General features: G+C 60.6%; 22 protein-coding genes. 5 read left to right on the forward strand and 17 right to left on the reverse strand.

The genetic code is table 11. The features are described 5' to 3' along the window. The first annotated feature begins 13 nt into the window (after window positions 1-13). Window positions 14-5,098 carry a putative type IX secretion system sortase PorU2 gene (gene porU2, locus D3Y59_RS02080; protein WP_162910483.1) on the forward strand — a complete coding sequence of 1,695 codons (5,085 nt, stop codon included), beginning with the start codon at window positions 14-16 and terminating at the stop codon, window positions 5,096-5,098. Window positions 5,099-5,549: 451 nt separating this feature from the next. Here the strand turns inward: porU2 and D3Y59_RS02085 are convergent, their stop codons facing one another. The 3 genes from D3Y59_RS02085 to D3Y59_RS02095 form a co-directional block, all read right to left on the reverse strand. Further along, a complete protein-coding gene (locus tag D3Y59_RS02085) occupies window positions 5,550-6,041 on the reverse strand; it encodes a dihydrofolate reductase (RefSeq protein WP_119443534.1) in 492 nt (163 codons plus the stop codon). 65 nt (window positions 6,042-6,106) lie between these two features. Continuing rightward, window positions 6,107-7,048, reverse strand: a complete 942-nt coding sequence (gene fmt / locus D3Y59_RS02090) for a methionyl-tRNA formyltransferase (RefSeq protein WP_119443535.1) — start codon at window positions 7,046-7,048, stop codon at window positions 6,107-6,109. A 93-nt stretch (window positions 7,049-7,141) separates the two neighbouring features. Then, window positions 7,142-8,407 carry an exo-beta-N-acetylmuramidase NamZ family protein gene (locus D3Y59_RS02095; protein WP_119443536.1) on the reverse strand — a complete coding sequence of 422 codons (1,266 nt, stop codon included), beginning with the start codon at window positions 8,405-8,407 and terminating at the stop codon, window positions 7,142-7,144. 65 nt (window positions 8,408-8,472) lie between these two features. On the opposite strand from D3Y59_RS02095, the gene D3Y59_RS02100 reads away from it, so the two are divergent. Continuing rightward, complete coding sequence (locus D3Y59_RS02100) at window positions 8,473-9,687, forward strand: ABC transporter permease (RefSeq protein WP_119443537.1); 1,215 nt, start codon at window positions 8,473-8,475, stop codon at window positions 9,685-9,687. Window positions 9,688-9,786: 99 nt separating this feature from the next. On the opposite strand, the gene D3Y59_RS02105 is transcribed toward D3Y59_RS02100, so the two are convergent. Then, window positions 9,787-10,482, reverse strand: coding sequence for a peptidoglycan DD-metalloendopeptidase family protein (locus D3Y59_RS02105; protein WP_119443538.1), 696 nt, complete (start codon window positions 10,480-10,482; stop codon window positions 9,787-9,789). Between the two features lie 228 nt (window positions 10,483-10,710). On the opposite strand from D3Y59_RS02105, the gene D3Y59_RS02110 reads away from it, so the two are divergent. Together D3Y59_RS02110 and D3Y59_RS02115 are read left to right on the forward strand one after the other, a co-directional pair. Further along, a complete protein-coding gene (locus D3Y59_RS02110) occupies window positions 10,711-11,820 on the forward strand; it encodes a ferredoxin--NADP reductase (RefSeq protein WP_119446284.1) in 1,110 nt (369 codons plus the stop codon). A 126-nt stretch (window positions 11,821-11,946) separates the two neighbouring features. Next, complete coding sequence (locus D3Y59_RS02115) at window positions 11,947-13,689, forward strand: M3 family oligoendopeptidase (RefSeq protein WP_119443539.1); 1,743 nt, start codon at window positions 11,947-11,949, stop codon at window positions 13,687-13,689. Window positions 13,690-13,786: 97 nt separating this feature from the next. Here the strand turns inward: D3Y59_RS02115 and D3Y59_RS02120 are convergent, their stop codons facing one another. The 7 genes from D3Y59_RS02120 to D3Y59_RS02150 form a co-directional block, all read right to left on the reverse strand. Then, window positions 13,787-14,119 carry a hypothetical protein gene (locus D3Y59_RS02120; protein ID WP_162910484.1) on the reverse strand — a complete coding sequence of 111 codons (333 nt, stop codon included), beginning with the start codon at window positions 14,117-14,119 and terminating at the stop codon, window positions 13,787-13,789. A 95-nt stretch (window positions 14,120-14,214) separates the two neighbouring features. Beyond that, on the reverse strand, window positions 14,215-14,817 hold the full coding sequence (locus tag D3Y59_RS02125; protein ID WP_162910485.1) for a hypothetical protein: 603 nt from the start codon (window positions 14,815-14,817) through the stop codon (window positions 14,215-14,217). Between the two features lie 67 nt (window positions 14,818-14,884). Continuing rightward, complete coding sequence (gene paaD, locus D3Y59_RS02130; RefSeq protein WP_119443542.1) at window positions 14,885-15,394, reverse strand: 1,2-phenylacetyl-CoA epoxidase subunit PaaD; 510 nt, start codon at window positions 15,392-15,394, stop codon at window positions 14,885-14,887. An 82-nt stretch (window positions 15,395-15,476) separates the two neighbouring features. Continuing rightward, window positions 15,477-16,232 (reverse strand): 1,2-phenylacetyl-CoA epoxidase subunit PaaC, encoded by a 756-nt coding sequence (paaC, locus tag D3Y59_RS02135; RefSeq protein ID WP_119443543.1) that lies wholly within the window; start codon window positions 16,230-16,232, stop codon window positions 15,477-15,479. A 71-nt stretch (window positions 16,233-16,303) separates the two neighbouring features. Beyond that, entirely contained in the window at window positions 16,304-16,966 is a 663-nt protein-coding gene (locus D3Y59_RS02140) for a phenylacetic acid degradation b (protein ID WP_119443544.1), read from the reverse strand. 263 nt (window positions 16,967-17,229) lie between these two features. Further along, entirely contained in the window at window positions 17,230-18,228 is a 999-nt protein-coding gene (gene paaA / locus D3Y59_RS02145) for a 1,2-phenylacetyl-CoA epoxidase subunit PaaA (protein WP_119443545.1), read from the reverse strand. A gap of 32 nt (window positions 18,229-18,260) precedes the next feature. Next, window positions 18,261-18,848, reverse strand: a complete 588-nt coding sequence (locus D3Y59_RS02150) for a TetR/AcrR family transcriptional regulator (protein WP_119443546.1) — start codon at window positions 18,846-18,848, stop codon at window positions 18,261-18,263. Between the two features lie 280 nt (window positions 18,849-19,128). On the opposite strand from D3Y59_RS02150, the gene thiL reads away from it, so the two are divergent. Beyond that, the gene (gene thiL, locus D3Y59_RS02155) at window positions 19,129-20,166 is read left to right on the forward strand and encodes a thiamine-phosphate kinase (protein WP_119443547.1); all 1,038 of its coding nucleotides are present in this window, start codon (window positions 19,129-19,131) and stop codon (window positions 20,164-20,166) included. A 15-nt stretch (window positions 20,167-20,181) separates the two neighbouring features. On the opposite strand, the gene D3Y59_RS02160 is transcribed toward thiL, so the two are convergent. The 6 genes from D3Y59_RS02160 to D3Y59_RS02185 all read right to left on the reverse strand — a co-directional run bounded on the left by D3Y59_RS02160 (window position 20,182) and on the right by D3Y59_RS02185 (window position 25,845). Continuing rightward, window positions 20,182-20,949 (reverse strand): LytR/AlgR family response regulator transcription factor, encoded by a 768-nt coding sequence (locus D3Y59_RS02160; protein WP_119443548.1) that lies wholly within the window; start codon window positions 20,947-20,949, stop codon window positions 20,182-20,184. Continuing rightward, complete coding sequence (locus D3Y59_RS02165) at window positions 20,946-22,004, reverse strand: sensor histidine kinase (RefSeq protein ID WP_119443549.1); 1,059 nt, start codon at window positions 22,002-22,004, stop codon at window positions 20,946-20,948. Before D3Y59_RS02165 ends, D3Y59_RS02160 begins: the two co-directional genes overlap by 4 nt. Then, window positions 22,005-23,249: an erythromycin esterase family protein gene (locus D3Y59_RS02170; protein ID WP_162910486.1), complete on the reverse strand. Its 1,245-nt coding sequence runs from the start codon at window positions 23,247-23,249 to the stop codon at window positions 22,005-22,007. It lies immediately after the preceding gene. A gap of 165 nt (window positions 23,250-23,414) precedes the next feature. Further along, entirely contained in the window at window positions 23,415-23,789 is a 375-nt protein-coding gene (locus tag D3Y59_RS02175) for a hypothetical protein (RefSeq protein WP_119443551.1), read from the reverse strand. Window positions 23,790-23,822: 33 nt separating this feature from the next. Then, window positions 23,823-24,923 carry an acyltransferase family protein gene (locus tag D3Y59_RS02180; protein WP_119443552.1) on the reverse strand — a complete coding sequence of 367 codons (1,101 nt, stop codon included), beginning with the start codon at window positions 24,921-24,923 and terminating at the stop codon, window positions 23,823-23,825. A gap of 391 nt (window positions 24,924-25,314) precedes the next feature. Then, window positions 25,315-25,845, reverse strand: a complete 531-nt coding sequence (locus D3Y59_RS02185; protein ID WP_162910487.1) for a hypothetical protein — start codon at window positions 25,843-25,845, stop codon at window positions 25,315-25,317. Window positions 25,846-25,965: the final 120 nt, after the last annotated feature.

Here is a 25,965-nt window from a genome sequence, read left to right on the forward strand (position 1 = left end):
CGACAGGAAGGTTATGAACAACCGATACGCACCTCGCTTGTGGCGGTGGAGCATGTTGCTGGTAGTGCTGCTGGCCGGAGCGGGCCAGTTGGCGCTGGCCCAAACCCGGCAATACGGCAACGAGTGGATCGACCACAACAAGACGTATTACAAAATCAAAATCTTCAAGGACGGCCTCTATCGGCTCGATCAGGCTTACCTCGCGCGGTTGGGCCTGAACGGCGTGGAGCCCCGGCGCCTGCAGTTGTGGCGGCGCGGGCAGGAGGTGGCCATGTACGGCGGCGGCAACCAAGCCCAGCTCGACGCCACCACGTACCTGGATTTTTACGGCCAGGCCAACGACGGCAAGCTCGACCGCGACATGTACAAAACGGCCGCCGAGCAGCCCCACCAGCTCTACAGCTTGTTTACCGATACGGCCGCGTACTTTCTTACTTGGTCGCAGGCCACCACGGGCAGGCGCATGGCCGAACCCGCAGCGGCGGCTGGGAGCACGCATGCCAACTGGTTGCAGCCGCGCCTGCTCCTCGATAACGGCAACTACCATTACGGCCAAACCGACGCCCAAATTGCGTTTATGCCTTGGGCCGACAGCGGCGAGGGCTTCCTAGGTGGCGCCATTGCCAACAGCTTCACGTACCAGATCGATGGCCTGGGCCGCCGCTCGGCGCAAGGAGCGATGCCTTGGGTTGAGGTGCTGCTGGTAGGCGCATCGCCGGCCCCGCACAACACCCTGATTTCGGCTGTGGCCGGGGGCAACGGTGCCGAGCGCGTGCTTACCTCTTCGCCCATTAACTACGGTCCTTATGCCGTGCGCCGGGTGCGCTACCAGCTGCAACGCAGCGACGTGGGAGCCAACGGCCGCGTGGGCATCAAAGTAGCCGTCAGCAACCCCACCACCCCCGTTACCGACCGCTTTCGGGTAGGCTACGTTCGGGTGGTGCACCCGCAAACCACTACCTGGCAAGCAGGGCAGGCCGCGCTGCAATTCCTTAACGACTCCACCCTGGCTGGTCCCGCCAGCTACCAGCTCGATAGCATTCCGGCCTCGGTAGTAGGCTACGACGTAACCGACCCCGCCAACGTGCAGCGCATTGCCGGCGTGGCCGGTTCGGGCAACGCGCGCGTGTTCACGTTTCCGGCAGCGGTGGGGCGCACCCATCAGTTGCTGCTAGCCGATGCAAGCCAGCCCGAAGTGCCCATGCCGGCCGCGCGGGTACGGTTTCGGCCCATTTCGCCGGCGGCCCACAACTTCCTGATCGTAACCAGCGGTGCGTTGATGCGCCCGGCAGGCAACGTGGCCAACCCCGTGCGCGAGTACGCCAACTACCGCGCCTCCAACGCGGGCGGCCGTTTCGATACGTTGGTGGTTACCAGCGAACTGCTCTACGACCAGTTTCACTACGGCGAACGGTCGCCGCTGGCGGTGCGGCGCTTTGCGCAGTACATGCTCACCTCGGAGGTGCCCAACCGCTACCTGTTGCTGCTGGGCAAGGGCGTAATGATTACCGAAGGTTGGGGCGGCACGTTTTACCGCAAAGCCTCCACCGCCGCCCGCGCCACGTTTCCCGATCTGGTGCCGGCCAGCACGCGCGGCGGTTCGGATATTTTCTTCACGGCCGACTGGCAAAACGATTCGTATTTCCCGCGCATCCCGACGGGCCGCTTGGCCGCCCAAACGCCCACCGATGTACTCAGCTACCTCAACAAGCTGAAAGAGCACGAAGCCCTGGGCGTTGAGCCCTGGCGCAAAAACGTGCTGCACCTAGGGGGCGGCGTTCGGCAAAACGAGTTCGACCAGTTTCATGGCTATCTGCGCCGCTACCAGGCCCGCGCCGAGGCACCGCTGTTCGGGGCCAACGTCGAGAACATCTTCCGCAGCAACGTAGGGCCTTACCCGGTGGAAGTTGACCTCGCGCCGCAGCTGAACAAAGGCGTGTCGCTGATTACATATTTCGGCCACGCCTCCAACAGCTACCTCGACCTCAACCCCAAAGACATAACCGTGGCCAGCAACGGCTACGCCAACAAAGGCAAGTACCCCGTGTTCATGGCCTTTGGCTGCGCCGTAGGCAACAACTACACGCCTTACGGCTCCATCAGCGAATCGTGGGTGCTGGTGCCCGAAAAAGGCGCGATTGGCTTTTTGGCCGATTCGGACTTTGGCGTCGATCAGGAGCTGAACGACTACGCCGACCGCCTGTACCAGCTCATGTTCAACGATCCGCAGTGGTACGGCAAGCCGCTTTCCGTGATTCAGGTGGAAGTGAACAAGCGCCTGATGGCCATTCCGCAGTACACCAGCAGCCGCTACGCCGTGAGCATGCTGATGAACACGACCTGGCAGGGCGACCCGGCCGTGTCGTTGTTCGCGCCCCAGAAGCCCGACTACGCCGCCAACAGCGCGCAAGTGTTGCCGCTCGACCCCGGCCCCGTGTTGGCCTCGTCGCAGCGCTTCAAACTACAAATTGCCGTTAGCAACTTCGGCAAGGTAATTTCCGATGACGTGAAGGTAACCGTGGAGCGCCAGGTGGGCAGCACCATCACGCGCACCTCCAAAACCTTTGCCTACTGGCGCAACAACGCCGTGCTCGACTTCGAGCTTAGCAACACCGGCAACGTGTTCGGCCTGAACACCTTTACCGTGCGCCTCGACGATCCGAACGCCATCGACGAGCTCAACGAAAACAACAACTCCGTTACCACCACCTTCAACTTTTTGCAGGGCGGCTTAACGGCGCTCAATCCGCACAACTTTGCCATTGTGGGCAAGCAAAACGTGCGCCTCGTGGCCCAAAGCAACCTGCCGCAGGCCCAGCCCCGCACCTTCGAGTTTCAGCTCGATACGGTGGCCACGTTCAACTCGCCCTTCCTGCGCAATACCTCGGTGCAAGCCACCGATGTGGTGGAGTGGCGCCCCAACTTGCCGGCGCCCACCGCCCCGCGCGACTCGGTGGTGTACTACTGGCGCGTGCGCTTTGGGGCCAACCAGAGCCTCGACGAAAGCTGGGCTACCAACTCGTTCCGCTACATCGGCAACAGCCCCGGCGGCTGGTCGCAAAGCCACTACGGGCAAATGGCCGCGAACGAAAAAACCGGCCTGACGCAAGCCGCGCCCTCGGGCCGCTGGGAGTTTGCCGAACGCGCGCGGCCGGTGCTGCTGAAAACCGCCGGCGGCGGGGGCGGCGGCAACACCTTCCTGCCCGGCTACGGCGTGCTCACCGATAACATCTCGACGCAAACCGACAACTGCGGCTCCATCCGCTCGGGCACGCCCAACATCATTGCCGCCGTGTACGATGGCCGCACGTTGGAGCAGCTGGGCAACCTAGGCGCAGGCTACCTGCTGTGTGGCCAGAACGGCGCACCGCTATACCACTTCTACGCCGATGGCGGTAACAACATCAATACGGCCAGCGGCCAAGCCAAGCTGCTGCAGTTTTTGCGCGATGTGCCTACCGGGCACTACGTGGCCCTGGTGAGCATGAACACCGTGCGCTTCGGCAGCATGGACGCCGCCCTGAAGAACGAACTGGAGGCCATGGGCTCGCGCTTGATTAAGCAGGCCCAGGACGGTGACCCGCTGGTGATGATGCTGCGCAAGGGTTTCCCGACCCAGGCGCAAGAGCGCACCTTTGATGCCGCCAGCACCACACCGCGCCAAAATCAGGAAATAGCCCTAGGTGCCAGCGTGAACACCCGCGGCGGCAGCGGCACGGTGGTAAGCACGCGCATCGGCCCGGCTCAGCAATGGCAAACGCTCTACCACACCATCAAAAAGCAGGAGGCCGCCGATGCCTACACGCTGCGCTTGGTAGGCTACGATGCCCAAAACAACCGCACGGTGCTGGTGCCGAACGTTACCAATTTGGCTTACTCGTTGTCGGGCGTAAGCGCGCAGCAATACCCCTACCTGCAGCTCGAAGCCGTGCTGACCGACACCGTTAACCGCACGGCGCCGCAGCTTAAGCAGTGGCTGGTAACCTACACGCCGCTGCCCGAGGGCGTGGTACGCCGCGACCACCCCGCGTTGCCTGCCAATGCCTACGCCACAGCCAAGCTAAGCGCCGATGCCGCCAGCTCGGGCTTCCTCGATATTCCGGTGAAGTTTGAGAACGTATCGGCCGTGGATTTCCCGGAGCGCCTGTGGGCCAAAGCCACCGTGCGCGAAACCGCAGCCAACGGCCAAAGCAAGGAGGTAGAATTGCAGTCGACCCGCGTGCTCAAATCCGACTCGGTGGCCACTTACACGTTCCGCCTCGATGTGCGCAACTTCAAAGGCGAAGGCGCCGTGCGCATTCAGGTGAACTCGCGCCAGGTGCCCGAGCAGTACTACTTCAACAACGAGCTGAACCTGACCTTTGCTTCGCCCAACACCTCGGTGCCGCCTGTACTCGATGTGGCCTTCGACGGCGTGCACATCCTCAACGGCGACATCGTTTCGGCCCGGCCCGAAGTTCTGGTTGACGTGAAGTACGAGGACAAGCGCCGCCCCATCGACGACCCGAGCAAAGTGCAGGTGTTCCTGACGCGGCCCAACCAGGCCCCGCAGCAGGTGTCGATGACGGATGCTTCGCTGATTCGCTTCGTGCCCGATGCGGCCTCGGGCCGTACGCGGGTGTACTACACGCCGGGCTTGCTGGCCGACGGCGTGTACAAGCTGGAGGTGCAGGCCCGCGACATGGCCGATAACCAAGCCGGCGCCCAGCGCTACGCCGTAAATTTCGAGGTCATCAACACCTCCAGCATCACCAACATCTTCCCGTACCCGAACCCCGTTACCAGCCGGGCGCGCTTCGTGTTTACGCTTACCGGCAGCGAGCTGCCGCGCAACATGAAGATTCAGATCCTGACCATTTCGGGCAAAGTGGTGCGCGAGATTATGCAGGCCGAGTTGGGACCGCTGCACATCGGCAACAACGTAACCGAGTACGCCTGGGACGGCACCGATCAGTACGGCGACAAACTGGCCAACGGCACGTACCTGTACCGCGTGGTGATGGACGACCCGCAAAACAAGTTTGAACACCGCACCACTAACCCCAAGGCGGAGCAAGCCTTTAAGAAGGGATGGGGCAAACTGGTGCTGCTACGCTAAGCCAAGCGCCAAGCAGCCCAAAACGCAACCGGGGCCGCGACAAACAAGTCGCGGCCCCGGTTGCGTTTTGCGGAAGGCTGTTGGAACTGCCACCTAAAGTAGCTGAGCTTAAAGAAGCACCTTCATTTAACTTTCATGTCGAGCTTGTCTAGACATCTCGCGTGCTGACACCGCATGGTATTGTCATTCTGAGCCAAGCGAAGGACATTATCCCGCGCGCTGGCGCCGGATAGCATCCACTCCCCCTCTCTTCGATGTCGCGCATGGAGCGAGGTAGGGGGCCGGGGGGTGAGGTCCTGACGTGGCAAGGTCCTTCCTTCGTCAGGATGACATTGCCTTTCAACGAGATGTCTCGGCTGCGCTCGATATGACATCATCAGCCCCGTTCCCCGGCTGTCTTGGCTTTTCCTGTGCAAATGCACCTAGGCGCTAACTGCGTTGCCCTAGGTAGCTAGCGCCGCCGTTGTAGCGTCACGAAGCTGTAGGCGTAGGCGTGCTTTTCGTCGGGCTCGTGCCGTTCGCGGCTGGTTTCGCGCCATACGGTATCGGCCGTAAAATCGGGCAGCACGGTGTCGCCTTCGGCTGCGTGGTGCACTTCGGTAAGGTAAATGGTATCGGCAGCGGGCAGGGCTTGGCGATAGATTTCGGCACCGCCAATTACGTACACGTCCTCATCGGTTTGGCGAGCCAGCTCCAGCGCCCCCAGCACCGAATGCGCCACTTCCACGCCCTCGAACTGCCAATCGGCTTGGCGCGTCACCACGATGTTGCGCCGGTTGGGCAGGGGCTTGCCGATGCTCTCGTACGTGCGCCGGCCCATCACGATGGGGTGCTCCGTGGTGAGTTGCTTAAAGTGCTTGAGGTCGGCGGGCAGGTGCCAGGGCAGCTGGTTGTCGCGGCCAATTACGCCGTTGTCGGCCCGGGCTACTACAAGTGCAATCATGCGATACTAAGGAAGAATGAGGAGGGAAGAAGGAAGCAGAAAAGGAGCAGTGGGCTCGTCCTTCGTCATTCTTCCTTTTTCATTTCCAGCTTAAAGCCGCGCAGGAAGTCGCCCACGGGCATGCGCTTTTTGCCTTCGAGCTGCACGTCGAGTAGGTCGAGCTGGCCGTCGGCGGTTTGCACGCGTAGGTGGCTGCGGCCGTCGGTAAGCCAGGCACCTAGGGGCGTTTCGGCGGTGGGGGCACCGGGGAGGGCCTGCGCCCGAAACACCTTCAGGCCGCGGCCGTCGGGCAGGTGGGTAAACGCCGTTGGGATGGGCGAGAGGCCGCGCACCAGGTTTACCAGAGCTTCGGCCGGCTGATTGAAATCGAGGCGGCCGGTTTCCTTTTGCAGCTTGGGCGCGGGGCGTAAGTCGCCGCGGTCGGTTTGGGGCGTGCTGGGGGCCGTGCCGGCGGCAATGGCCTGCACCGTGCGCAGGGCCAAGGCGGCTCCGGCTTGCTTCAGCTTGCCGTACAAAGAGCCAAAATCATCTTCTGGCTCTATGGCTACTTCGTCTTGGTAAATCAGGTCGCCGGTGTCGATTTCGTGCCGCAGGAAAAACGACGTAACGCCCGTGACCTGCTCGCCGTGAATCAGCGCCCAGTTGATGGGCGCGGCGCCGCGGTACTGCGGCAGCAACGACGCGTGGATGTTGATGGATCCTAGGTGCGGCATGTTCCAAACTGCTTCGGGCAGCATCCGAAAGGCCACAATCACCTGCAAATCGGCGGCGTAGCTGCGCAGCTCCTCCTGGAACTCCGGCGACTTGAGGTTGGTAGGCTGCAATACGGGCAGGCCCAGCTGCACGGCCACTTGCTTCACGGCCGATTCGTTTAGCTTCTGGCCGCGACCGGCAGGCTTATCGGGCGCCGTAATTACGGCCACCACCTGGCAGCCCGACCAACCGTGCAAAGCTTCGAGGGTAGGCACCGCGAAATCGGGCGTGCCCATAAATACTATTCGGAGCATGTTGGTTCGGATGGGGTTTAGCCCGCAGAAGACGCAGAACAGCTCAGCGCCCTCAGCGACAATGCTCTGCGCCTTCTGCGGGCTCAAAATTGACTAGTTGAAATCGGGGTACAGCAGGTACTTCTTGCGCATCTGCTTGTACTGACCTAGGGCCGGCTCCCACGCTTGGCGAATCTCCTTCTCCGATTTGCCCGCAATGATCATCTGGCGCACGGTGGGCGTGCCGGTGAGCTGCTCGAAGTACTTGCCGAAGAACTTGTCTTTGGCTGTGCTCTTCTGGTAGTAGTCGATGAGGTAGCGCAGGGTAAAGCCTAGGTCGTTGCCAGTTTTGCGCAGGTCTTCGCCGTAGCAAAGCTTGCCGTTTTGGGGCGGTGCGGTAGAGCCCGAATTGGGTTTGGGCGTGAAGCTGAAGGGGCGAGTGCCCGGCTGCGTAGGGGCGCCAATCACTTCGAATGGAAACTCAGTACCGCGGCCTACGCTCACATCGGTGCCCTCGAACAAGCACAGCGTAGCGTACAACGACACCGCGTGCGGGTTGGGCAGGTTGGGGGAGGGGCGCACCGGCAGCTCGTAGCGCGTGGAGTGGGTGTAGCCCTGCACGGGTATCACCGTAAGCTGGCACTGCTTGCCGCCGGCCAGCCATTTTTCGCCGTTGATCATTTTGGCCAGCTCGCCTACCGTGAGGCCGTGCACAACCGGGATGGGGTGCATGCCCACAAACGATTTGTGCTGCGGCTCCATAATGGGGCCATCCACGTACCAGCCGTTGGGGTTGGGGCGGTCGAGCACAATCACGGGCTTACCCAGCTCAGCGGCGGCCTCCATCACGTAGTGCATGGTGCTGATGTAGGTGTAGAAGCGCGTGCCCACGTCCTGAATGTCGAAAACAAGCACGTCCACATCCTGCAGCATTTCGGCGGTGGGCTTTTTGGTGGCGCCGTAGAGGCTGCGCACGGGTTTGCCGGTGCGCTCGTCCTTGCCATCCTTGATGGTAGCGCCATCGGCCGCTTCGCCCCGGAAACCGTGCTCCGGACCGAAAATGGCTGTAATGTTTACGCCTTTGGCCAACAAGGTATCGGGCAGCAGCGCCCGGCCTACTTTGGAGGTTTGGTTTACCACCACGCCCACGCGCTTGCCTTGCAGCAGCGGCAGGTACTCGCCAAACCGGGCGGCGCCCACTTGCAGCCCCGCCTGGGGCGCGGGCGTGCTGGCCGCGGCGGTTGCGGCCGGGCCCGCACCTAGGGTTGCCTCGGTGGGGTTATTTGCCTCGGTGGGCAACGTTGTGGGCCGAGCCGGCGTACAGGCCGGACCTTGCAGCAAGAAAAGCGCGCACAGCGCCGAAAGGCTGTTGGGTATCATCGTTGGCACTCTAGCGGTGAAAAGGGTCACACAAACTTAGCCGGCTTCGCGTAGCTTTACGCCCAGTGAACGTTTCGCGGTACATATCCCAGAAGATTGAAGGCTCCGACTCGGGGTCATTCACCTCGTCGGTGACCAAGATAGCCATCATCAGCATTGCCCTCGGTTTGGCGGTAATGCTGGTGTCGTTTGCTATTCTGGAGGGCTTCCGCAACGAAATTCAGGCCAAAATATTTTCGTTCGGCGCCCACCTCACCGTCAGCAAGTACGACAACAACAACTCGCTCGAGGTAGAGCCCATCAACGGGGCCGAACTCACGCGCGACTTGCGTCGGTACCCGCAAATCAAGTCGTCGCAGCCGTTTGCCCGCAAAACGGCCATCATTAAAACCCGCGACGAGGTGCTGGGCGTGGTGCTGAAAGGCATTGACGAGGAAAACGGTCCGTCGCCGATGCGGCAGAACTTGGTTACGGGCAAGTTTTTGACCTTCCCCGACACGGCCGCTGCCGAGCAGGTGCTGCTGTCGCGCAAAATGGCCGATAAGCTGCGCCTGAAGGTGGGCGACGATGCCTTATTCTATTTTATTCAGAACCCACCTAGGGTGCGCAAATTTGTGGTGGCCGGCATCTACCAAACCGGCCTCGACGAGTTCGACGAAGTGTATGTAATTGGCGACATCCGGCAAGTGCGCGAGCTGAATACCTGGGCCGATTCGTTGGTGGGCGGCTACGAGGTAGTGCTGAAAGATTTCCGGCAGCTCGACCCCGTGTCGGACAACCTCTACAACTCGCTGCGCTACGACCTCAAGCTGGACAAGATTACCGACCAGTACGCGCAGCTTTTCGATTGGCTGCAGTTGCTGAACCGCAACGTAATCATCTTTCTGGTGCTGATCATCTTCGTGGCCACCTTCAACATGGTGGCTACCATCTTCATCATGATTTTGGAGCGCACCAACATGATCGGTATTCTGAAGGCCATCGGCGCTACCGACAACCAAATTCGGCGGATGTTCTTCTTCCGGGGCTTCAACCTCACCGTTAAGGGCATGCTGTGGGGCAACCTGGTGGGGCTTGGCTTCTGCGCGGTGCAGTACTTTTTCCATCCCATCCCGCTCGACCCCGAAAACTACTACATGGACCGCGTGCCCATTTTCTGGGACCCACGCATCATTCTGCTGCTCAACGCGGCCGTGTTCACCACTTCGCAGTTGGCAGTACTCATCCCCACGTACCTGATTGCCCGCATCAAGCCGGTGGTGGCTATCAAGTTCGATTAGTGATTTCTCGCTGAGGTTCGCTGAGGTTTTCGCAGAGGTACGCGGAGGCCGCATCTGCGTACCTCTGCGAAAACCTCAGCGAACCTCAGCGAGAAACTATTACAACCACCGGCTTTGCAGCACTAGGTTGGGGTTGGGGCAAAGTTCAGCCCAATAGGCTTGCTCCTCGGGCAATGCCACGCCCGGGAAGTCGCCGCGGCGGCCTTGCATGTCGGCCACCAGCTGAAAGTGCAGGTGCGGAGGCCAGTCGCCGTTTTCGGGCCAGGGGCCCACGGTGGCAAAAGCTGCGCCTTTCTCGATGCGCTGCCCCGCTTGCAGGTGCACCAGCCCGGCGCGCCCCAAGTGCCCGTAGAGCGAGTAGAACGTCGTGCCCTCCAGCTCGTGCTGCAACACCACGGTGGGGCCGTAGTCGCCGAAGTTAGCGTTGTCGGCGAGGCTGTGCACGGTGGCGGCCAGCGGGGCCAGCACCGGCGTGCCGGCGGGCAGCCACACATCCACGCCTAGGTGCAAGGAGCGGGCCGGCAAGGCAACATCGCCAAAGAGCGTAGGGCTGCGGCGGTAGATGACGCGGTTTTCGAGGTAGCCGCCCACGCCGATGCGGGCGTTTTGGGCCGCGAGCAATTCGTTTACGAGTTCGTCAAATGCTGCGGTGTTGCGCAAATCGGCCGCCTGCAGGCGTGGGTTTCTGGCCGTAAAATCGAGGCGTGCCACATCGGCACCGTTCAGGTCGACGGGCAGTACAGGACTGAATTCGGCCGCGTGGCGCTGCAGCAGTTCGGTGAGGAAAGTAGCCAAAAGATGAAGTGAAAACGTCGGATGAAAGTAGCTCCAAGGCCAATAAAGTTCGCCTTTGGGGCCGCAACTAACAACATGCCCGCCACAACTAACAACTGTTAGCCTCTAACTGCAAACTAACATCGCCTTTTACCGTACCTTGCACGCCCGTTGCCGCAACCTGTGGCGGCGCTGCTTGTTGTTCCACCGAACCTTGTTTTCGAACGCCTTTCACTGGCCGAGAACCGCATGAGTACAAGTCCGTATCTGACCCTGAATGTTGTCGAGCTTACCCGCGAAACCGACGACGCCATCACCATCCACCTCGAGCGTGCCGACCGCCAGGCCGTGGCTTGCCAGCCCGGCCAGTTTCTCACGCTCATAGTGCCCTGTGGCTCGGGCAGCCGCCCCGAGCGCCGCTCTTACTCGCTCAGCAGCACGCCGGGCGAAGCGCCGCGCCTGTCGGTAACCGTAAAGCGCGTAGCCGGAGGCCTCGTAAGCAACTACTTGCTCGATAACGTGCAAGTGGGCCAAACCATGGAAGCCATGGTGCCTATGGGCAACTTCACGGTGCAGTGCAACCCCGGCACGGCCCGCTCGCTGGTGCTTATTGGGGCGGGTTCGGGCATCACGCCGCTCATGTCGATTCTGAAATCGGTGCTGCAGCAGGAGCCGCAAAGCCAAGTGCTGCTCGTGTACGGCAACCGCAACGAAGAATCGGTAATCTTCAAACAGCAGCTGGCCGACCTCGAGCAACAATACGCCGGCCGCTTGCAGGTGGAGCACGTGTTCAGCCAGCCTACCAAACCGGTAGCGCCGCACCAGCACTCGGGCCGCCTCAACCGCACCATGCTGCTGCGCATTCTGGAAAAGCGCCAGCAGCAGCCCGCCGACAAGGCCGAATACTACATGTGCGGCCCCGAAGGCATGATGAGCGAGGCCAAAGCCGCGCTGGAACTCCTAGGTGTGCCGGGCAACCAGATCTTCCGGGAAAGTTTTGTGGCCTCGGCCGACTCCGCCGAAACCGCTGCCGCCCAACCCGGCGGCCACGGCTCCGTTTCGGCCGACGACTCGGACGAAATCGTGGCGCGCAAAGTCACGATTCAGTACGAAGGCACCGATTATGTGCTGGAAGTACCGGCTGGCAAAACCATTCTGGAAACCGCCCTCGACCAAGACATCGACCTGCCGTACAGCTGCCAAGCTGGCCTGTGCACGGCTTGCCGCGGCAAGTGCCTGTCGGGCAAAGTGCACCTCGACGAGCGCGAGGGCCTGTCCGACTCCGAGCTCAAGCAAGGCTACGTGCTGGTGTGCGTGGGGCACCCGCTCACCAACGACGTGGTCATCGAAATCGGGTAATTACCTGCGCTTATTTGGGAGCCGGGCGTATAATAGATTTCGCGCCCGGCCGCCCGGCCTTCGAGGCGTAATCTGCGTAGGTACATAATTTGTTGCTGCGAAACTTTTGCTGCTGCTTTCTCGCCCATGATTTACTCCCTTCCGGAACTTACCGCCGACGTTACGGCGCCCACCCGGCCGCCCCGCCGGTACTTGCCCGAGGCATTTGCCGTAACCGATTGGGCCGCGCTCGAGCCGTATTTTGTTGAGCTACGCGACCGGCCGGTAAACAATGCCGAGGAACTGGAAGCGTGGCTGCTCGACCGCTCCGAACTCGAATCGGTGCTGAGCGAAGACTTGGCGTGGCGCTACATTCGCATGACGTGCGACACCCAGGACCAGCACCGCTCCGAAGCGTTTCAGTACTTCGTAAGCCAGATCGAACCGAATGCTGCCCCTTACGATCATGCCCTCAACGAGAAGCTGGTTGCCTCGCCCTACATCAACGAACTAAGCCAGGAGCGGTACCGCATTTTCCTGCGTTCGGTGCGCCGCGCCCTGGAAATTTACCGGGCCGAGAACATTCCGCTTAAAACCGAAATCAGCACCAAGCAGCAAGAGTACGCCGCCACCGTGGGCGCCATGACGGTGACCCTCGAGGGCGAAGAAATGACGCTGCAGCGGGCCGCCGACCGCCTTAAAGACCTGAACCGGGCCAAGCGCGAAGAGGCTTGGCGCGCCGTGCAAGACCGCCGCGTTCAGGACGCGCAAAAGCTCGACGGGCTTTTTACCGAGCTGGTTGGCTTGCGCCACCGCATGGCCCTGAACGCTGACTTCCCGAACTTCCGCGACTACATGTTCGCGGCCCTAGGTCGTTTCGACTACACTCCCGAGGACTGCTACGCTTTTCACGCGGCCATTCGCGAAACGGTGGTGCCCCTCATCGACGAAATTGACCAGCACCGCCGCCACGACCTAGGGCTTGCCGAACTGCGCCCCTGGGACCTCGACGTAGACCCCTCCGGCAAAACGCCGTTGCGCCCGTTCGAAACCGGGCAGGAGTTGCTGGGCAAAACCATTACCGTTTTCCAGCGCCTCGACCCCTTCTTGGGCGACTGCCTGACTACCATGCGCGACATGGGCCACCTCGACCTAGAGTCGCGCAAGGGCAAAGCGCCCGGTGGCTACAATTACCCGCTCGACGAAACCGGCGTGCCGTTTATTTTCATGAACGCCACCTCGTCGTTGCGCGACGTGATTACCATGCTGCACGAGGGCGGCCACGCAGTGCACTCCTTCCTGACGCGCCGTTTGCCCATGGGCGCCGATAAGCACCCGCCGAGCGAAGTAGCCGAGTTGGCTTCGATGTCGATGGAGCTGATTTCGATGGACCACTGGGACGTGTTCTTCGCGGGCGACGACGAACTGCGCCGCGCCAAGAAAACCCACCTCGAGAGCGTACTCGAAACTTTCCCGTGGGTGGCGACCATCGATAAGTTTCAGCACTGGGTGTACGAAAACCCACAACACAGCCCGGCCGAGCGCCAAGCTAAGTGGGTAGAGATTTTCGATGAGTTCAACCAACGGACGGTCAGCTGGGAAAGCATTGAGGCCTACAAGCCGTGGCTGTGGCAAAAGCAACTGCACCTCTACGAAGTGCCGTTCTACTACATCGAGTACGCCATGGCGCAGCTGGGAGCCATTGCCGTGTGGCGTAATTTCCGCCACGATCCGCAAGCTGGCCTCGAGGCTTATAAGCGCGCCCTAGCCCTAGGGTACACCGCTACCATCGGCGAGATTTACGAAGCCGCCGGCATCCGTTTCGATTTCAGCACCGAATACTTGCGCAGCCTCGCCGACTTTGTGCGGCAGGAGATGGCGCAGCTGTAGATTGCACCTTTCAACCAGCAAAGCAAAAAGCCCGGACCAAGCATGGTTCGGGCTTTTTGCTGTATTATGCTAAAGGTAGTGATGAGTTGGCTCTTGGTTAGTTGCCGGTCGATTGCAGTCTGCGAAGGCAGGTTACTTTCACGGTTTCGCCCACCATGCAGATGCTCGCGCGCGGTTCTGGCTCGTAGCTAACTTTTACTTTGGCGCCGTCTTGCTTTGCCAAATCTTGCCACAACTTTCCCGAAGGCTCGAGGCGCTTGCCGTCGGGCAGCTCGAGCACGTAGCCGCACCCATCGAGGCCTTTCAGGTCGCGAACGGTGGCGAGGGTGGTGCAGTCCTCGCAGTTGGTGGGTTCTGGGTTCTCCTTGTCGCAAGTAAATGCGGCTTGCGTCAGGAGCAAGGCAAACATCCAAAGGGCAGGTCGGCGCATGGGCGTAGCAAATTAGGCTGAAACAAGTGTGTACCTAGGAGTACACGCGCCCATGCCTGGGTTGCATAGCCACCTCCGAATTTTGTTGCCCTAGGTCAGTACTTCAGCTCGAACAGCGGCAGCGGCTGCAGCTTGGCGTATTTGCGGCCCGCTTTCTTGAGGGCTTGCTCGTGCAGCTGAATATAGCTGTTGTAGCGCTTCACGGCCTGGTCGTAGCGCACCCGGTAGCCAGCCACCTCGCTATCGGCCACCTTAATGGTTTCGGTTAGCGACTGCACGTCCTGGTTGTTATCGTAGTGGGGTTGGGCCAGCGTATACACCGCTTGCAGCACCGAGTCCTGCGCGAGGTCGTAGGCATCGATGCGCTCCGAAGCCGACATGGTTTGCTGATCGTAACGCAGGCCCAGCAAGCGTTCGTTGGCCTGGGCGAGTTGTTTTGCCTGCGCGGCGTTGGTGCCGGGCAAACGCTGCAGCTCGGCCAACACGGCAGTGGTTGCCACCAGTTTCTGGTTGTCGCTGTTCATCATCTGCTTCCAGCGCGAGTTAACGGTATCGCGCAGCACCTCCAATTGGGCGCGCGCCGCCGCGGGCGAAGTCGGGTCGATGGCTGCGGTAGGGGCGGAGTTGTCGGCGGTTTTGCGGCACGAGGCCGCCGCCAGCAACATTGCCAGCGGAAGTAAGGTCAGCAGTTTACGCATAGCAGCTAGAACGCAAGAAAAGGCCCGAATATTCCCCGAATTGGTAGCGGCAAGGCAAAATCCGAACTTATACGGGCTTGAACTGCTCGAAGCCCTGGCGGCAATCGTTGCAATAGTGCAAAGCCCGGCAAAGCGTGGGCCCAAACGGGCTGCGCAGCGTGGTGTTGTGGCTGCCGCAGTTAGGGCACTCGGCGTACTCCAGAATATCCAAATCGACGATGCCTTGGTGCATAGGCGGCGGCGAAAGGCGGTGGGCCTTGAGGGCGGCACGTCCGCGCTCGGTTACCCAGTTGCTGCTCCAGGCTTCTTCGAGCGACATTTCCACCCCGAACCGCTCTACACCGTGCTCCCGCAGCACGCGCTCTACGTCGCGTTGCATGTAGTCCATGGCCGGGCAGCCCGAGAAGGTCGGCGTCATGCGCACGGTTACGTAGCCGTCGTCGGCCACGCGCACATCGCGAATCACCCCTAGGTCGACGAGCGACACCGTAGGAATTTCAGGGTCGGTAACCACCTCCAGCCACTCCAGGATGGTGGCCTTATCGGGTGCTGATGAGCTTTGCTGCGACTGATTCATAACCGAGGGCAGAACGGAGAATGGCCAGGAATTAGTTGCCCTAGGTAGTAGGGCAAACAGCAGGAGCAGGTAGCGGTTTGGCCTACCAGTCGGCCGTGGGGTCGAGGCGGAATACCTCGGCCATTTCGTCGAGCAGGGGTTGCAGGTGCTCGGTATGCTCGCCGTTGCGGCCGCCGAATACGGGCGCAACCGTGGCCAGGTCGGGCAGCTCCAAATTGGTTTGCGCCAGCACTTTGCTGATGCTCTCAAGCCACTGGGCTCTCAGCTCGTCTTCGCCGGCAAAAATGCCATCGGCCATAATGGCTTCCTCGTGCTCGGTTTTCTCGAACAGACCTAGGGCGAAGGGGAGGGTTTCGTTCAGCGCCGTTTGTAGCTTTTCAATGGCTTCTTCGGTGCTGGTGCCCAACTGCTTCACCCAAGTGTTGGCGTGCAGCACGTGGTACTTCAGCTCGCCCTTCAGCTTGCGGGCAACCTGTGCCAGCGGCTCGTAAGAGCTCGTGGTCAGCAGCTGGAAACGCAGCAGCTCGGCGTGGTCGTAGAGGAAGTGGCGGACGAGGCTAAAGGCGTAGTCGCCGATGGGCAACTCCACCAGTTGGGTGCAGTGAAACTGCGGCGCGTTGCGCGTAAACGCCACCGTGTCGGGCTCCGCCTCGCCTAGGTTGTGCAGCAAGGTGTAGAGCTGCAGCGAGTGGCCCAGCTTGTCCTGCGCCATCGACGAGAAGGCAATGTCCTCTTCCAGAATCGGACCCAGGCCGTTCCACTCGGAGTTGCGGTGACCCAGGATCAACTGGTCGTCGGCGAGGCGGTAAAGCAGGTCTTTGAGCGCGGTGGTGTTCATTTGTTGGGTTACAAGTAACATGTAACAAGCGAGAAAGTATGCGGAGGCGAAACGTGTTTCCTGTTACCCCTCTACTTGTTACCCTCCAGCTTAAAGCGGTCGATGCGGTCTTGCACTTTGTAGGCAATGGCATCGCGGTACTTCTTCTCGGGCGTGGTGCTCCAGATGTCGCGGTCGTCCTCGTCAGAAGTCAGCACATCGGCCCAGCGCACCACCCACACGTTTACCACGGGGCGCTGCTCACCAAAAACAGCCTTGGCTTGCAGCAGGGCTTCTTCGGGCGAGGCGGCGCGCACCATGCCTGCGTGCACGTGCGCTTTGCCGCGCTTTTTCAGATGGAAAATGGCGTAATCCTCCTCGCCGCGGGCGTAGGCTTCGGCCTGTTGCACGCTCTCGTCGGGCTCGGGGCCGGCTTGCGCGGGCAGCTGCTCGGTAACGAAGTCGTACACCGACTCCGTATCGCCCACGTAGCGCGTAAGGCTGATGGCCCGCGTAGGCGCTACCCACATGCCCGTGCACGGAAAACGACGGCTGTACTGCTCTTTGGCAAACAAGAACGCTACATCGGCCGTGGGGGCGTGTACTGGCCCCACGTACGTGAAAGCGGTGCCGTCTTTTTTCTGGTGGAACGCCTCGTACGTTTCAAACTGGTCGAACGCTTCTTTGGGCTCGATGGATGGGGGCGCATCGGGCAGGTGCAAGCGCGTAATACGAGGGTCGAGGGAGGTAAGCATTGCGGGGGATAAGTGAATGAGCAAATGAGTGAATGAGTAGAAACGGGGGTGAGGCCAACGGCAACTTCGCTCGTTCACTCAATTACACATTCGCAGTAGCGCAGAGCAGCAGCAGGGCTTCCGAGTTCGGGGAAATGCTGGGGGAATGCAGGTTTGGAAGCCCCGCCGCGCTCGTGGCAGCGAACATCTACCGCTGATCGTTTACCGGCCCGGGCGGGATGTAGGAACGGGAATGCGGCCCGTAAACGATCAACGACAAATGCTTAGGCCAGGGGCCGCACGTGCTTGGCGGCTTGCTGCTTGGCCTGCAGAGCCCGGCGTACCCAGGCTCCGTTTTCTTCGGCGGCGCGGCGTACCGCCAACCGTTCTTTGTTGCAGGGGCCGTCGCCGTTAATCACGCGGCGCAGCTCGTCCCAATCCGGCTCGGTGTACTCCCACTTGCCGGTTTCTTCGTTCTTGCGCAGCTTGGGGTCGGGAATGGTAAGGCCGATTTCCAGAATCTTCGGCACGTACATGTCGAGGAACTGCTGGCGGCAATCGTCGTTCGAGGCCATCTTCACTTTCCAGCGCATCAGGATTTCGGTGTGCTGGCTCATTTTATCGGCCGGCCCGAAGAACGTCATGATGGGCGGCCACCAACGGTTCAGGGCCTCCTGCATCATGCGGCGCTGCGTGGGCGTGCCGGTGGCCATGTGCACCACGGCATCGTGGCCGTACTTCAGGTGAAACGACTCCTCGGCGCAAATCCGCTCCAGAGCGCGGCAGTAGGGGCCGTACGAGCCTTTGGCGTTGGCCATCTGGTTTACGATGGCGCCGGCGTCAATCAGCCACGAAATCACGTTCGAGTCGGCCCAGGTTGGCGTGGGGTAGTTGAAGACGTTGGAGTACTTCGACTTGCCGTTGATCAGGTCCGTAATCATCTCCTCGCGCGTCTTACCTAGGGTTTCGGCCGCCGAGTACAGCAGCTGCGCGTGGCCCACCTCGTCCTGCACTTTGGCCATTTGGGCCATTTTGCGGCGGAAGCCCGGTGCGCGGGTAATCCAGGTACCTTCCGGCAACGAACCGATAATTTCGGAGTGCGCGTGCTGCTCAATCATGCGAATGAGCTGCTTGCGGTAGAGCGCCGGCATGTAGTCGTCGGGCTCGATTTTCTCGCCGCGGGCAATGCGGGCCTCAAACTCGGCCAGCAGTTGCGGGTCTTCGTTCTCGAGGCCGGTAGTAGCCTGCGCCGGGATATCGTGGGTGCTGACGGAACCGTACATGGTATGGTGGGTGTGGGTGTTGACGAAAGGGATTACTTGGCTAAACCGCCCAAAAGCTGATCGGTTAAGCGCTCGGCAATTTGATCGGGCCCGAGCTTGCCGCCCGGGCGGTACCAGTTGGGCAACCACGTAAGGCTGGCAAACAGGGTAAGCGCCGCAAAAGCAGGGTCGGGGGTTTGCAGCTCGTCGGCTTCTACCCCGCGGGCAATCAGCTCGCGGTAAGCGGCTTCGTAGTCGTGGCGCAGCTTCAGAAACTCCGACAACGCCGGCTCGCTAAGGTGGCGCCACTCGTGCAGAAACACCACCGAGGCATCGGCATCGTGAATGAGCACGCGCACGTGGCTCTCGATGGCGCGGCGCAGCTGCGTGGCCGCCGAAGCCGACGCATCGGCCGTGGCGTGGCGCAAACCGGCCATAAACTCGTCGGCCAAGCGGAAGCAAATGCGGTGCAGAATTTCCTCCTTCGAGCGGATGTGCGAGTAAATGCTGCCCGCTTCGATACCTAGGGCCGCTGCCAACTCGCGCATGCTGGTAGCAGCGTACCCGCGCCGACGAAACAGGGCCGTGGCCGTTTGGTCGATCTGGGCTTTGCGCGAAAGGGTAGGAGCCGTAGTTTCCATATTTGCTATATGCTAACAAATGTATGGTTCCTAACGTTCGTTAGCAAGGCCAGGTTGCTTTTTTTGCAAACGATTGCAGAACCCAGCAGCGCGGCGCATCAGCGTTAAGGTATGAAGTATTTCGAGCTGAACAATTAAGCTGCTTGCTGGGCTATTGTTTCGCTGATTTATCCCTATAGCCAAAGCCAATGGTTGCTACTGAGCGCCGAAGGGGCAGGTTTTCGCGCAAAACTGCCGACACAGGCTACCTTTGCGCCCCTTGCACCGTAGTGCTACCGTTATGTCAGAACAAGTCACCCCGCTTAATCAAGTCGGCGAAATCGGCCTGATTCGCCTGATCCAAGATACCATTACGCTGCACCAACCCAGCACGGTGCTCGGCATCGGCGACGACGCAGCCATTGTGGCGCCGCCCGCCGAGCACGAGGTGGTCGTCAGCACCGATTTGCTCGTGGAAGGCGTGCATTTCGATCTGATGTTTTGCCCGCTGAAGCACCTAGGCTACAAAGCCGTGGCCGTAAACGTATCGGACATTGCCGCCATGAACGCGCTGCCCACCCAAATTACCGTGAGCCTGGCCTTGCCGGCGCGTTTCTCGGTGGAGGCGGTGCAGGAGTTTTACGAAGGCGTGCGCCTGGCCAGCGAGGCCTACCGCGTGGATGTGATTGGCGGTGATACCACGGCCTCGCGCGCGGGTTTGGTTATTTCGGTTACGGCCATGGGTACGGTGGCCCGCGGCAAAGCCGTGCGCCGCAGCGGTGCCAAAGTAAACGACCTCATTTGCGTAACCGGCGACCTAGGCGGTGCCTACCTCGGCTTGCAAATTCTGGAGCGCGAAAAGCAAGCCTACCTCGCCGACCCCGAAACGCAGCCCAACCTGGCCGCCTACGACTACGTGGTGCAGCGCCAGCTTCGGCCCGAAGCCCGCATGGATGTGGTGCATATGCTGCACGACATGGAGGTAGTGCCCACAAGCATGATTGATATTTCCGACGGGCTGGCCTCCGAAATCATGCACCTGTGCGCGGCCTCGGGCGTAGGCGCTACCATATTCTCCGACCGCCTGCCTGCCGACCAGCAGGTGTACGACGTAGCCGACGAGTTCCGCCTCGACCCGGTGATGTGCGTGCTCAACGGCGGCGAAGACTACGAACTGCTCTTTACGGTACCGCTCACCGATTTCGATAAGCTTAAAAACCACCCCGATATCACCATCATCGGCAAGGTTACCGAGGCTTCGGAGGGCGCAATTTTGGCTACCAAAGGTGGCAACGCCGTGCCGCTGCGGGCGCAAGGCTGGTCGCACTTCGGCAAATAGCCCGCGGAGGCTGGCTTAGCGGTCGAGCCATTTGCGCAGCGCGGGGGTAAGGGCAGCACTGGCAGCCAGTACGGTGCTGCTGTTGCGGATGCGCACGGCCAGCCGGTGGTTAAAGTAAGGCTCGGCCCGCTCCACGTAGCGGATGTTGACCAGCTCACTGCGATTCAGGCGAAAAAACAACCTAGGGTCCAGCTCGTCGGCAATTTCCGAAAGGGTGCCGGTAAGCGCGTGCCGGGCCCCTTGTTGGTCGTAGGCCAGCACCACGCCTTCGTCGGCTTGCAAGTAGGCCACTTCCTCCACGGGCAGCACGTACAGGGTGTTGCGCAGCCGCACCGAAAAGCGCTGCCGGAAGCTTTTGGCGGTGTGTTGTAGGGCTTGCCGCAGCTCCAGCACCAGCTCGTGCGTGAGCACGGGCGGGGCCGCCGGGGCCGGGCGCAAAGCGTGGTATTTGTCGAGTGCTGCGCGAAATTGCCCGAAGTCGAACGGCTTGAGCAAGTAGCCGATGCCATTGACCTGAAATGCCTGCAGCAGAAACTGGTCGTAGGCGGTGATAAAAATGATAGGGCAGGTAACGGCCACTTGCTGGTAAAGCGTGAACACGTTGCCATCGAGCAGCTCCACATCCGAAAATACCAGCTCGGGCATGGGATGCTGCTGCAGCCACGCCCGGGCCCGCGCAATGCTGCGCACGGTGTGCACCTCCGCGCTCAGGCCGTAATCGGCAATGAACTGCTGAATTTGCTGAGCCGTCAGGAGCTCGTCTTCGATGATCAGTATGGTCATGCGGCAAACGGAGTGGGTCGGGCGGCCACCAAAGGCACCGTCACGCTGAAATAAGCAGTTTGCGTCACCTCGATGTCGCGCTCGGTTAGCCAGCGGTATTGCTCGGCAAGGTTGGCAAGGCCGGTGCCGGTGGAGTCGGGCGGCTCGGGCTTGGGGCGCAGCAAGTTGCTGGCCGTAAGGGCTTCGGTACCAAGTTGCAGCCGAATAATCAGCGGGTCCTCGTCGTCGGCGCAATTGTGTTTGATGGCGTTTTCGATGAGCAGCTGCAAGGTGCCCGGCACCACGTACCGCGCCTGGGCATCGAAGCCGGGCGCCGGTTCGGGCACCAGCACGTAGGCTTCGCCGAAGCGCTGCCGCAGCAGGTACAGGTATTCCTCGGCAAAGGCCAGCTCATCGGCCAAGGGCACGAGGTAGTCGTCTTTGTGGCGGATGAGGTAGCGGTACAGGGCCGCAAACCGGCGCAGGTAGTCGCTGGCCGTGCTGGGGTCGCGTAGGATGAGCACCCCCAGCACGTTGAGGTTGTTGAACAGAAAATGCGGGTCGAGCTGGGCTTTAAGGCGGCGCAACTCGCTTTCGGCCTGGGCTTTTTGAGCCCCTAGGTACCGCTGCTGGGTATCGTAGTAACGCTTGCCGGCCAGCACCACGCCCAGCAGCGCGTAACTGCGGGCGTGGTTGATGACGGCGCTCAGCAGGCCCAACGGGCTCAGTGGCCATTGGGTGCGCAAAATAAGGTTGAACCCGAAGTGGTAGCATAAGCCCATCAGGCCCAAATAACCTAGGGCCAGGAGCGCTACTTGGCGCCAGCGGCCTGCCAGCGCCTGCGGCAGCAGCCCAAAAAGCAGGCCGTACACGGTGGCCGTATCGAGCAACACGCTGAACAGCGTACCGGCCAACGCGCGCGGCCAGGGCGCAATTTGCAGGTACGCAACGAGCAGCACCGGGGCCACCACCAGCCAGTAGCCGGCGGTGGTGCGCCAATCGGTGCGGGCGGGCGCCGCGGCGGCTAGGTTAAACAAGCGGGAGGTAGCCAGGGCCACGCGGGAGGTTGGGAGCATCTAGGGCAGCAGCGGTTGGGTCATGTCGGAGTCGCGCACCAGCAGCAAATATTGAACATAAGCTGCCGCTGGCAACCGGTCGTCGAGGCGCATTTGTTGCTCGGGCGGCATTTGCGGGGCGTAGGTTACCTGCAAGGGCCGGCCAAAGTTGGCTGTCGGGAACAGCGTAACGGCGCTCGGGCGCGAAGCCGCTTTCAGCGAATCAATTCCAACCACGCGCACCAGCGGCCCATCGTGGTTGAATTTGTCGGTGCTGGTGAAGGGCTGCCCGGGCGTGCGCCAGGCCGCCGGCAAGCCCTGGCTGGGGTACATCATGCGGCAGCCGGAGTACGTGCACAGCAACGACACCACCCGGGCCTTAACCGGCGAGGGTGCCTGCTGCAGGCGGGCGGCCAAGGGCAGCGCGGCCCGCTGAATAGGGCCCTGCAGCACGTGCGCCAGGCCCCACATGCCGTAAAGTTTTTCGTTGGCCAGGTTAAGCTGTTGGTACAAAGCCAGAAAGTTGGCGTGCAGCACATCTTCGCGCCCGCCCGGTTTGCGCCCAGCATAGGCTACGTTGGTGAGCAAGTGGCGCAGCTCGTTGTACAAAGGAGCCAGGCGGGCCGACGGGGTGTGGCCTAGGTGCTCCAGCGCCCGCGCGGCCTGGGCAACCTCAGGCCGACCTAGGCGCAGGTGGTGCGCAACCGAATCGAGGCGGAGTTGCAGGGCCACGGGCAGCGGCTGGCTGCGGGCACGCAGGGCCAGAAACTCGCCGGCCAGCGAAAAATCCTGCAAGCCATCGATGCCCACAAAGCGAATACGCCGGGCCCGCGGCAGGCTTTGGTTGAGCTGCCGGATGCGCTGCACCTTCTGGTAAAAGTCGCGGTTGCCCCACTGCTGGTGCTGCTGCACCCAGCTGCGGAACACGCGCTTGAGCTGGGCTTCGTCGCCGGTGCGCAGGTACTCGTTCAGGTAGTAAGCCTTGGGCTGATCTACTTCGGCCAGGTAGTAGCGCAGGCCCAGGCGCTGGTTTAGGTGCTTGAGTAGGGCAAAGTCCAGTTCCTGCGGTTTTTGTACGCCGTGGGCTTCGCCCAGCAGAAATACTTGTTTGTCGTAGAAATCGGCGGTTAGCAGACGCACATCTATCAGCTCGGCCAGCTCGGGGGCGGCAGCTGTGGGCGTGCGTTGGGCCGGAGCCTGATGGGGAGTAGCGAAGCTCAACAAGCTGACCAATAGGGCAGCGGCGCAAGCGCTGGATCGTAACATGGCAAGGCGGTTTTGGGGGTGAAACATGCCCAAAGCACCGCCGCGGATGCCCGGTTTAAGGCCATCATTCCCATCAAGCGCCGAAAAAAGCCGCCGAGTCCGGGAAAAAACCCTTCGAACTCGGCGGCTTGCAGGTTGTTTGGCGGCGCGTAACTGGCCGTGACCTTAGTCTTCGGGGTACGGCACGAAGACGAACTTCGTGAACTCACCATCGACCACGAACAGGCAGCAGAACTCGTCGGGGTCTTTGTAGGCACGCTCAAAGTCGTCGATGTGCTCGAGCGAAATCACGCCTTGCTGCACAAAAATGTCGAGGTACGAGGCCAGCACGTACCACTCGGTTTCCATCTCGTCGGGCGAGATGAGCAGCGAGCCGAAAGGCACCGGAATGCGCGCAAACACAAAGATGGGGTGCTTGGAGATGTCGCGGCGGCGAATCTGGTACGAGGCTTCCTTGAGGGTGTCGGCAACTACGGCAAAGTCCTTGGTAATGGTGCCGAGGTATTTGCCGCTCAGCTCGGGGTCGTTGGCGTAATCCATGGTCAGTAAAAAGCTCGGGGCTTGAAGTTCAGGTTAAACAGCCTTTTGGTACGCAGGCTTCGGGGCAAAGCGGTCGGCCACTTTTTTGCCCAGCCGTATGGCCGGCCGCTCCACCAAGATGTTAAAGACGGTAGATGCAATCAGGGTTCCGACCACCACAAAGGACAGCAGCACCCAGTACACGCGCCGCTCGCCGCCGATAAGCGAAGCGAGGTAATCCCAGCGGTCCATCACGAAGATGACGAACAGCCAGTGCAGCAGGTATAGGCTATACGAAATGCGACCTAGGAAAAGTAGCGGCCGAATAGTGAGCCAGCGTTGCAGCAGCGGTTGGTTGATGACAAGGGCCAAAATGGCACCCGCAGCCAATCCCGTAAAGTGAAACAAATCGAGGCGGAACAAGCTCAGCCAGTAGTTCGGGATGTCGCCCAGGGGGTAAATGCGCGTAATGTGCCGGACGGAATACAGCGCGAAAATCAGCAGGTAAATGCCGTAGCGGTAGGGGTACCAGCGGGCCTTTTTGATGTCGTACTGCTCGATGTTGCGGAAATAATACGTGAGCAGCATGCCCAGCCCAAAGTGCAGCACGGCCCAACTAAACGCGCCGGTGGCAAGGATGACCAGCAGCAGGCTCACGAACATAACGCGGCTGTTGCGGAGCAGCAGGGCCAGAAAAGGCACCAGCAACGACACCACCATTTCGACCTCGAGCGTCCAGGCCGGCAGGTACAGATCGTGCTTGCCCCTGATCAGCAAAGCCTCTTCAACCCAATGGGTTTCGTTGGTAACGAATTGGCGCACCAGCAGCCCTAGGTCGTCGGCACGGTGGTTGTAGAGGTAGTACAAAGCCAGTGCGGCCAGAAAAGGCACGTACAAGCGCACCACGCGGTTGAGCACGTACTGCCGAAAGTGGGGCCCGTCGATTTTAACCGATTCGTCGGGGTGGAAGTATTTCCACGATAGCACCAATCCGCTGAGCACGAAAAACAGCGAAACCGCGTCGCTGCCGTTGAACACCATCGAGCCCAGTTTGTAACCTAGGGTCTCGCTCCAACGCCAACCAATAAAGTGATAAATCATTACGGAAAAGGCCGCTAAGCCCCTCACGCTATCCAGATACTCAACTCGACGCATACGCAGCGTGGTTCACCGATAAGGCCAGCGCGCTATCTGCCCGCTGTTCATCCGCCAAAAATCCGCAGAATTTCCGGGTATAGCGTATGGGCCGCTGCACATATCTGCTGCGAAGCCCGATTCTTTAGGCAAAGCCGACGGCTACTAACGCACACGCCCACGCACAACTCAAACACCCGTAGGCTAAGCTTCAGGGAGAAACTTGGCATTCTGAAGCCGCGGGCTATAGTAGGTATTATCCGAAACGCATGTGGTGCAGTTGTCGGGTTGTTTGCCGCGCCCAATGGCAGCTCTTGCCTAGGTCGTGCGGTGCACCTTACCTAGGCTGCGGCCAAGTGCTGGTTGATGCGCGATATGAGCAGGCGCAGCACCGTAGCGCTTGCCACGCCACTCAGGTTGTTGGCATGGGATTATGCAGTAACTGCATCATGTTGATTGTTGCTATCAGACGTTTCAGCTTGCGTTGATTAGAGCCAAAATAGAAAGGTAGTCTGGCTTTTACTGTGCCACCGTGCACAACATTCAGGTAAATATTGTCCTGATCTAGCAATACCGTGAGCGTTTGCCCTGCGCCCCTCCACCATTTGTTGTTGGCACCAGCGGTAATACAGTAGCGGGTATTGGAAATGATTTGCCAGCCGAGCTTTTGTATTGCTAACTCTACAAGCCTTTGGTTTTCAGTTGCGCCAAGACCGCTTTTAATAACCGTTAGGTCATTTTCGTGCCGCAAGCAGTATACCGCATAAGCTGGCATACTACAGGCTACCAGAAAATATAATGGCCATTTCGTACCCATACCACCTTGCTGAAACAGCAAAAAGGAGCTTATAATCCAAAGCCCAGAAACCTGAATAAGTCCAACTAGGTCACCTGCCCAGTCTCGTTTGTGCACCAGGACGCCAGTCTTGATGGATGTCGCCAAATCTGTTCGCCTCATGCTTATTTAGCTATACCTGTGCTTAGCAATTATCATGTAGTCGGTCCATAGTCCCACCATACATAAGCGAGGAGCTCAAAGTCGCTACTTTGTCGCGTTACCGAA

Source organism: Hymenobacter oligotrophus (assembly GCF_003574965.1).
Lineage (GTDB): Bacteria > Bacteroidota > Bacteroidia > Cytophagales > Hymenobacteraceae > Solirubrum > Solirubrum oligotrophum.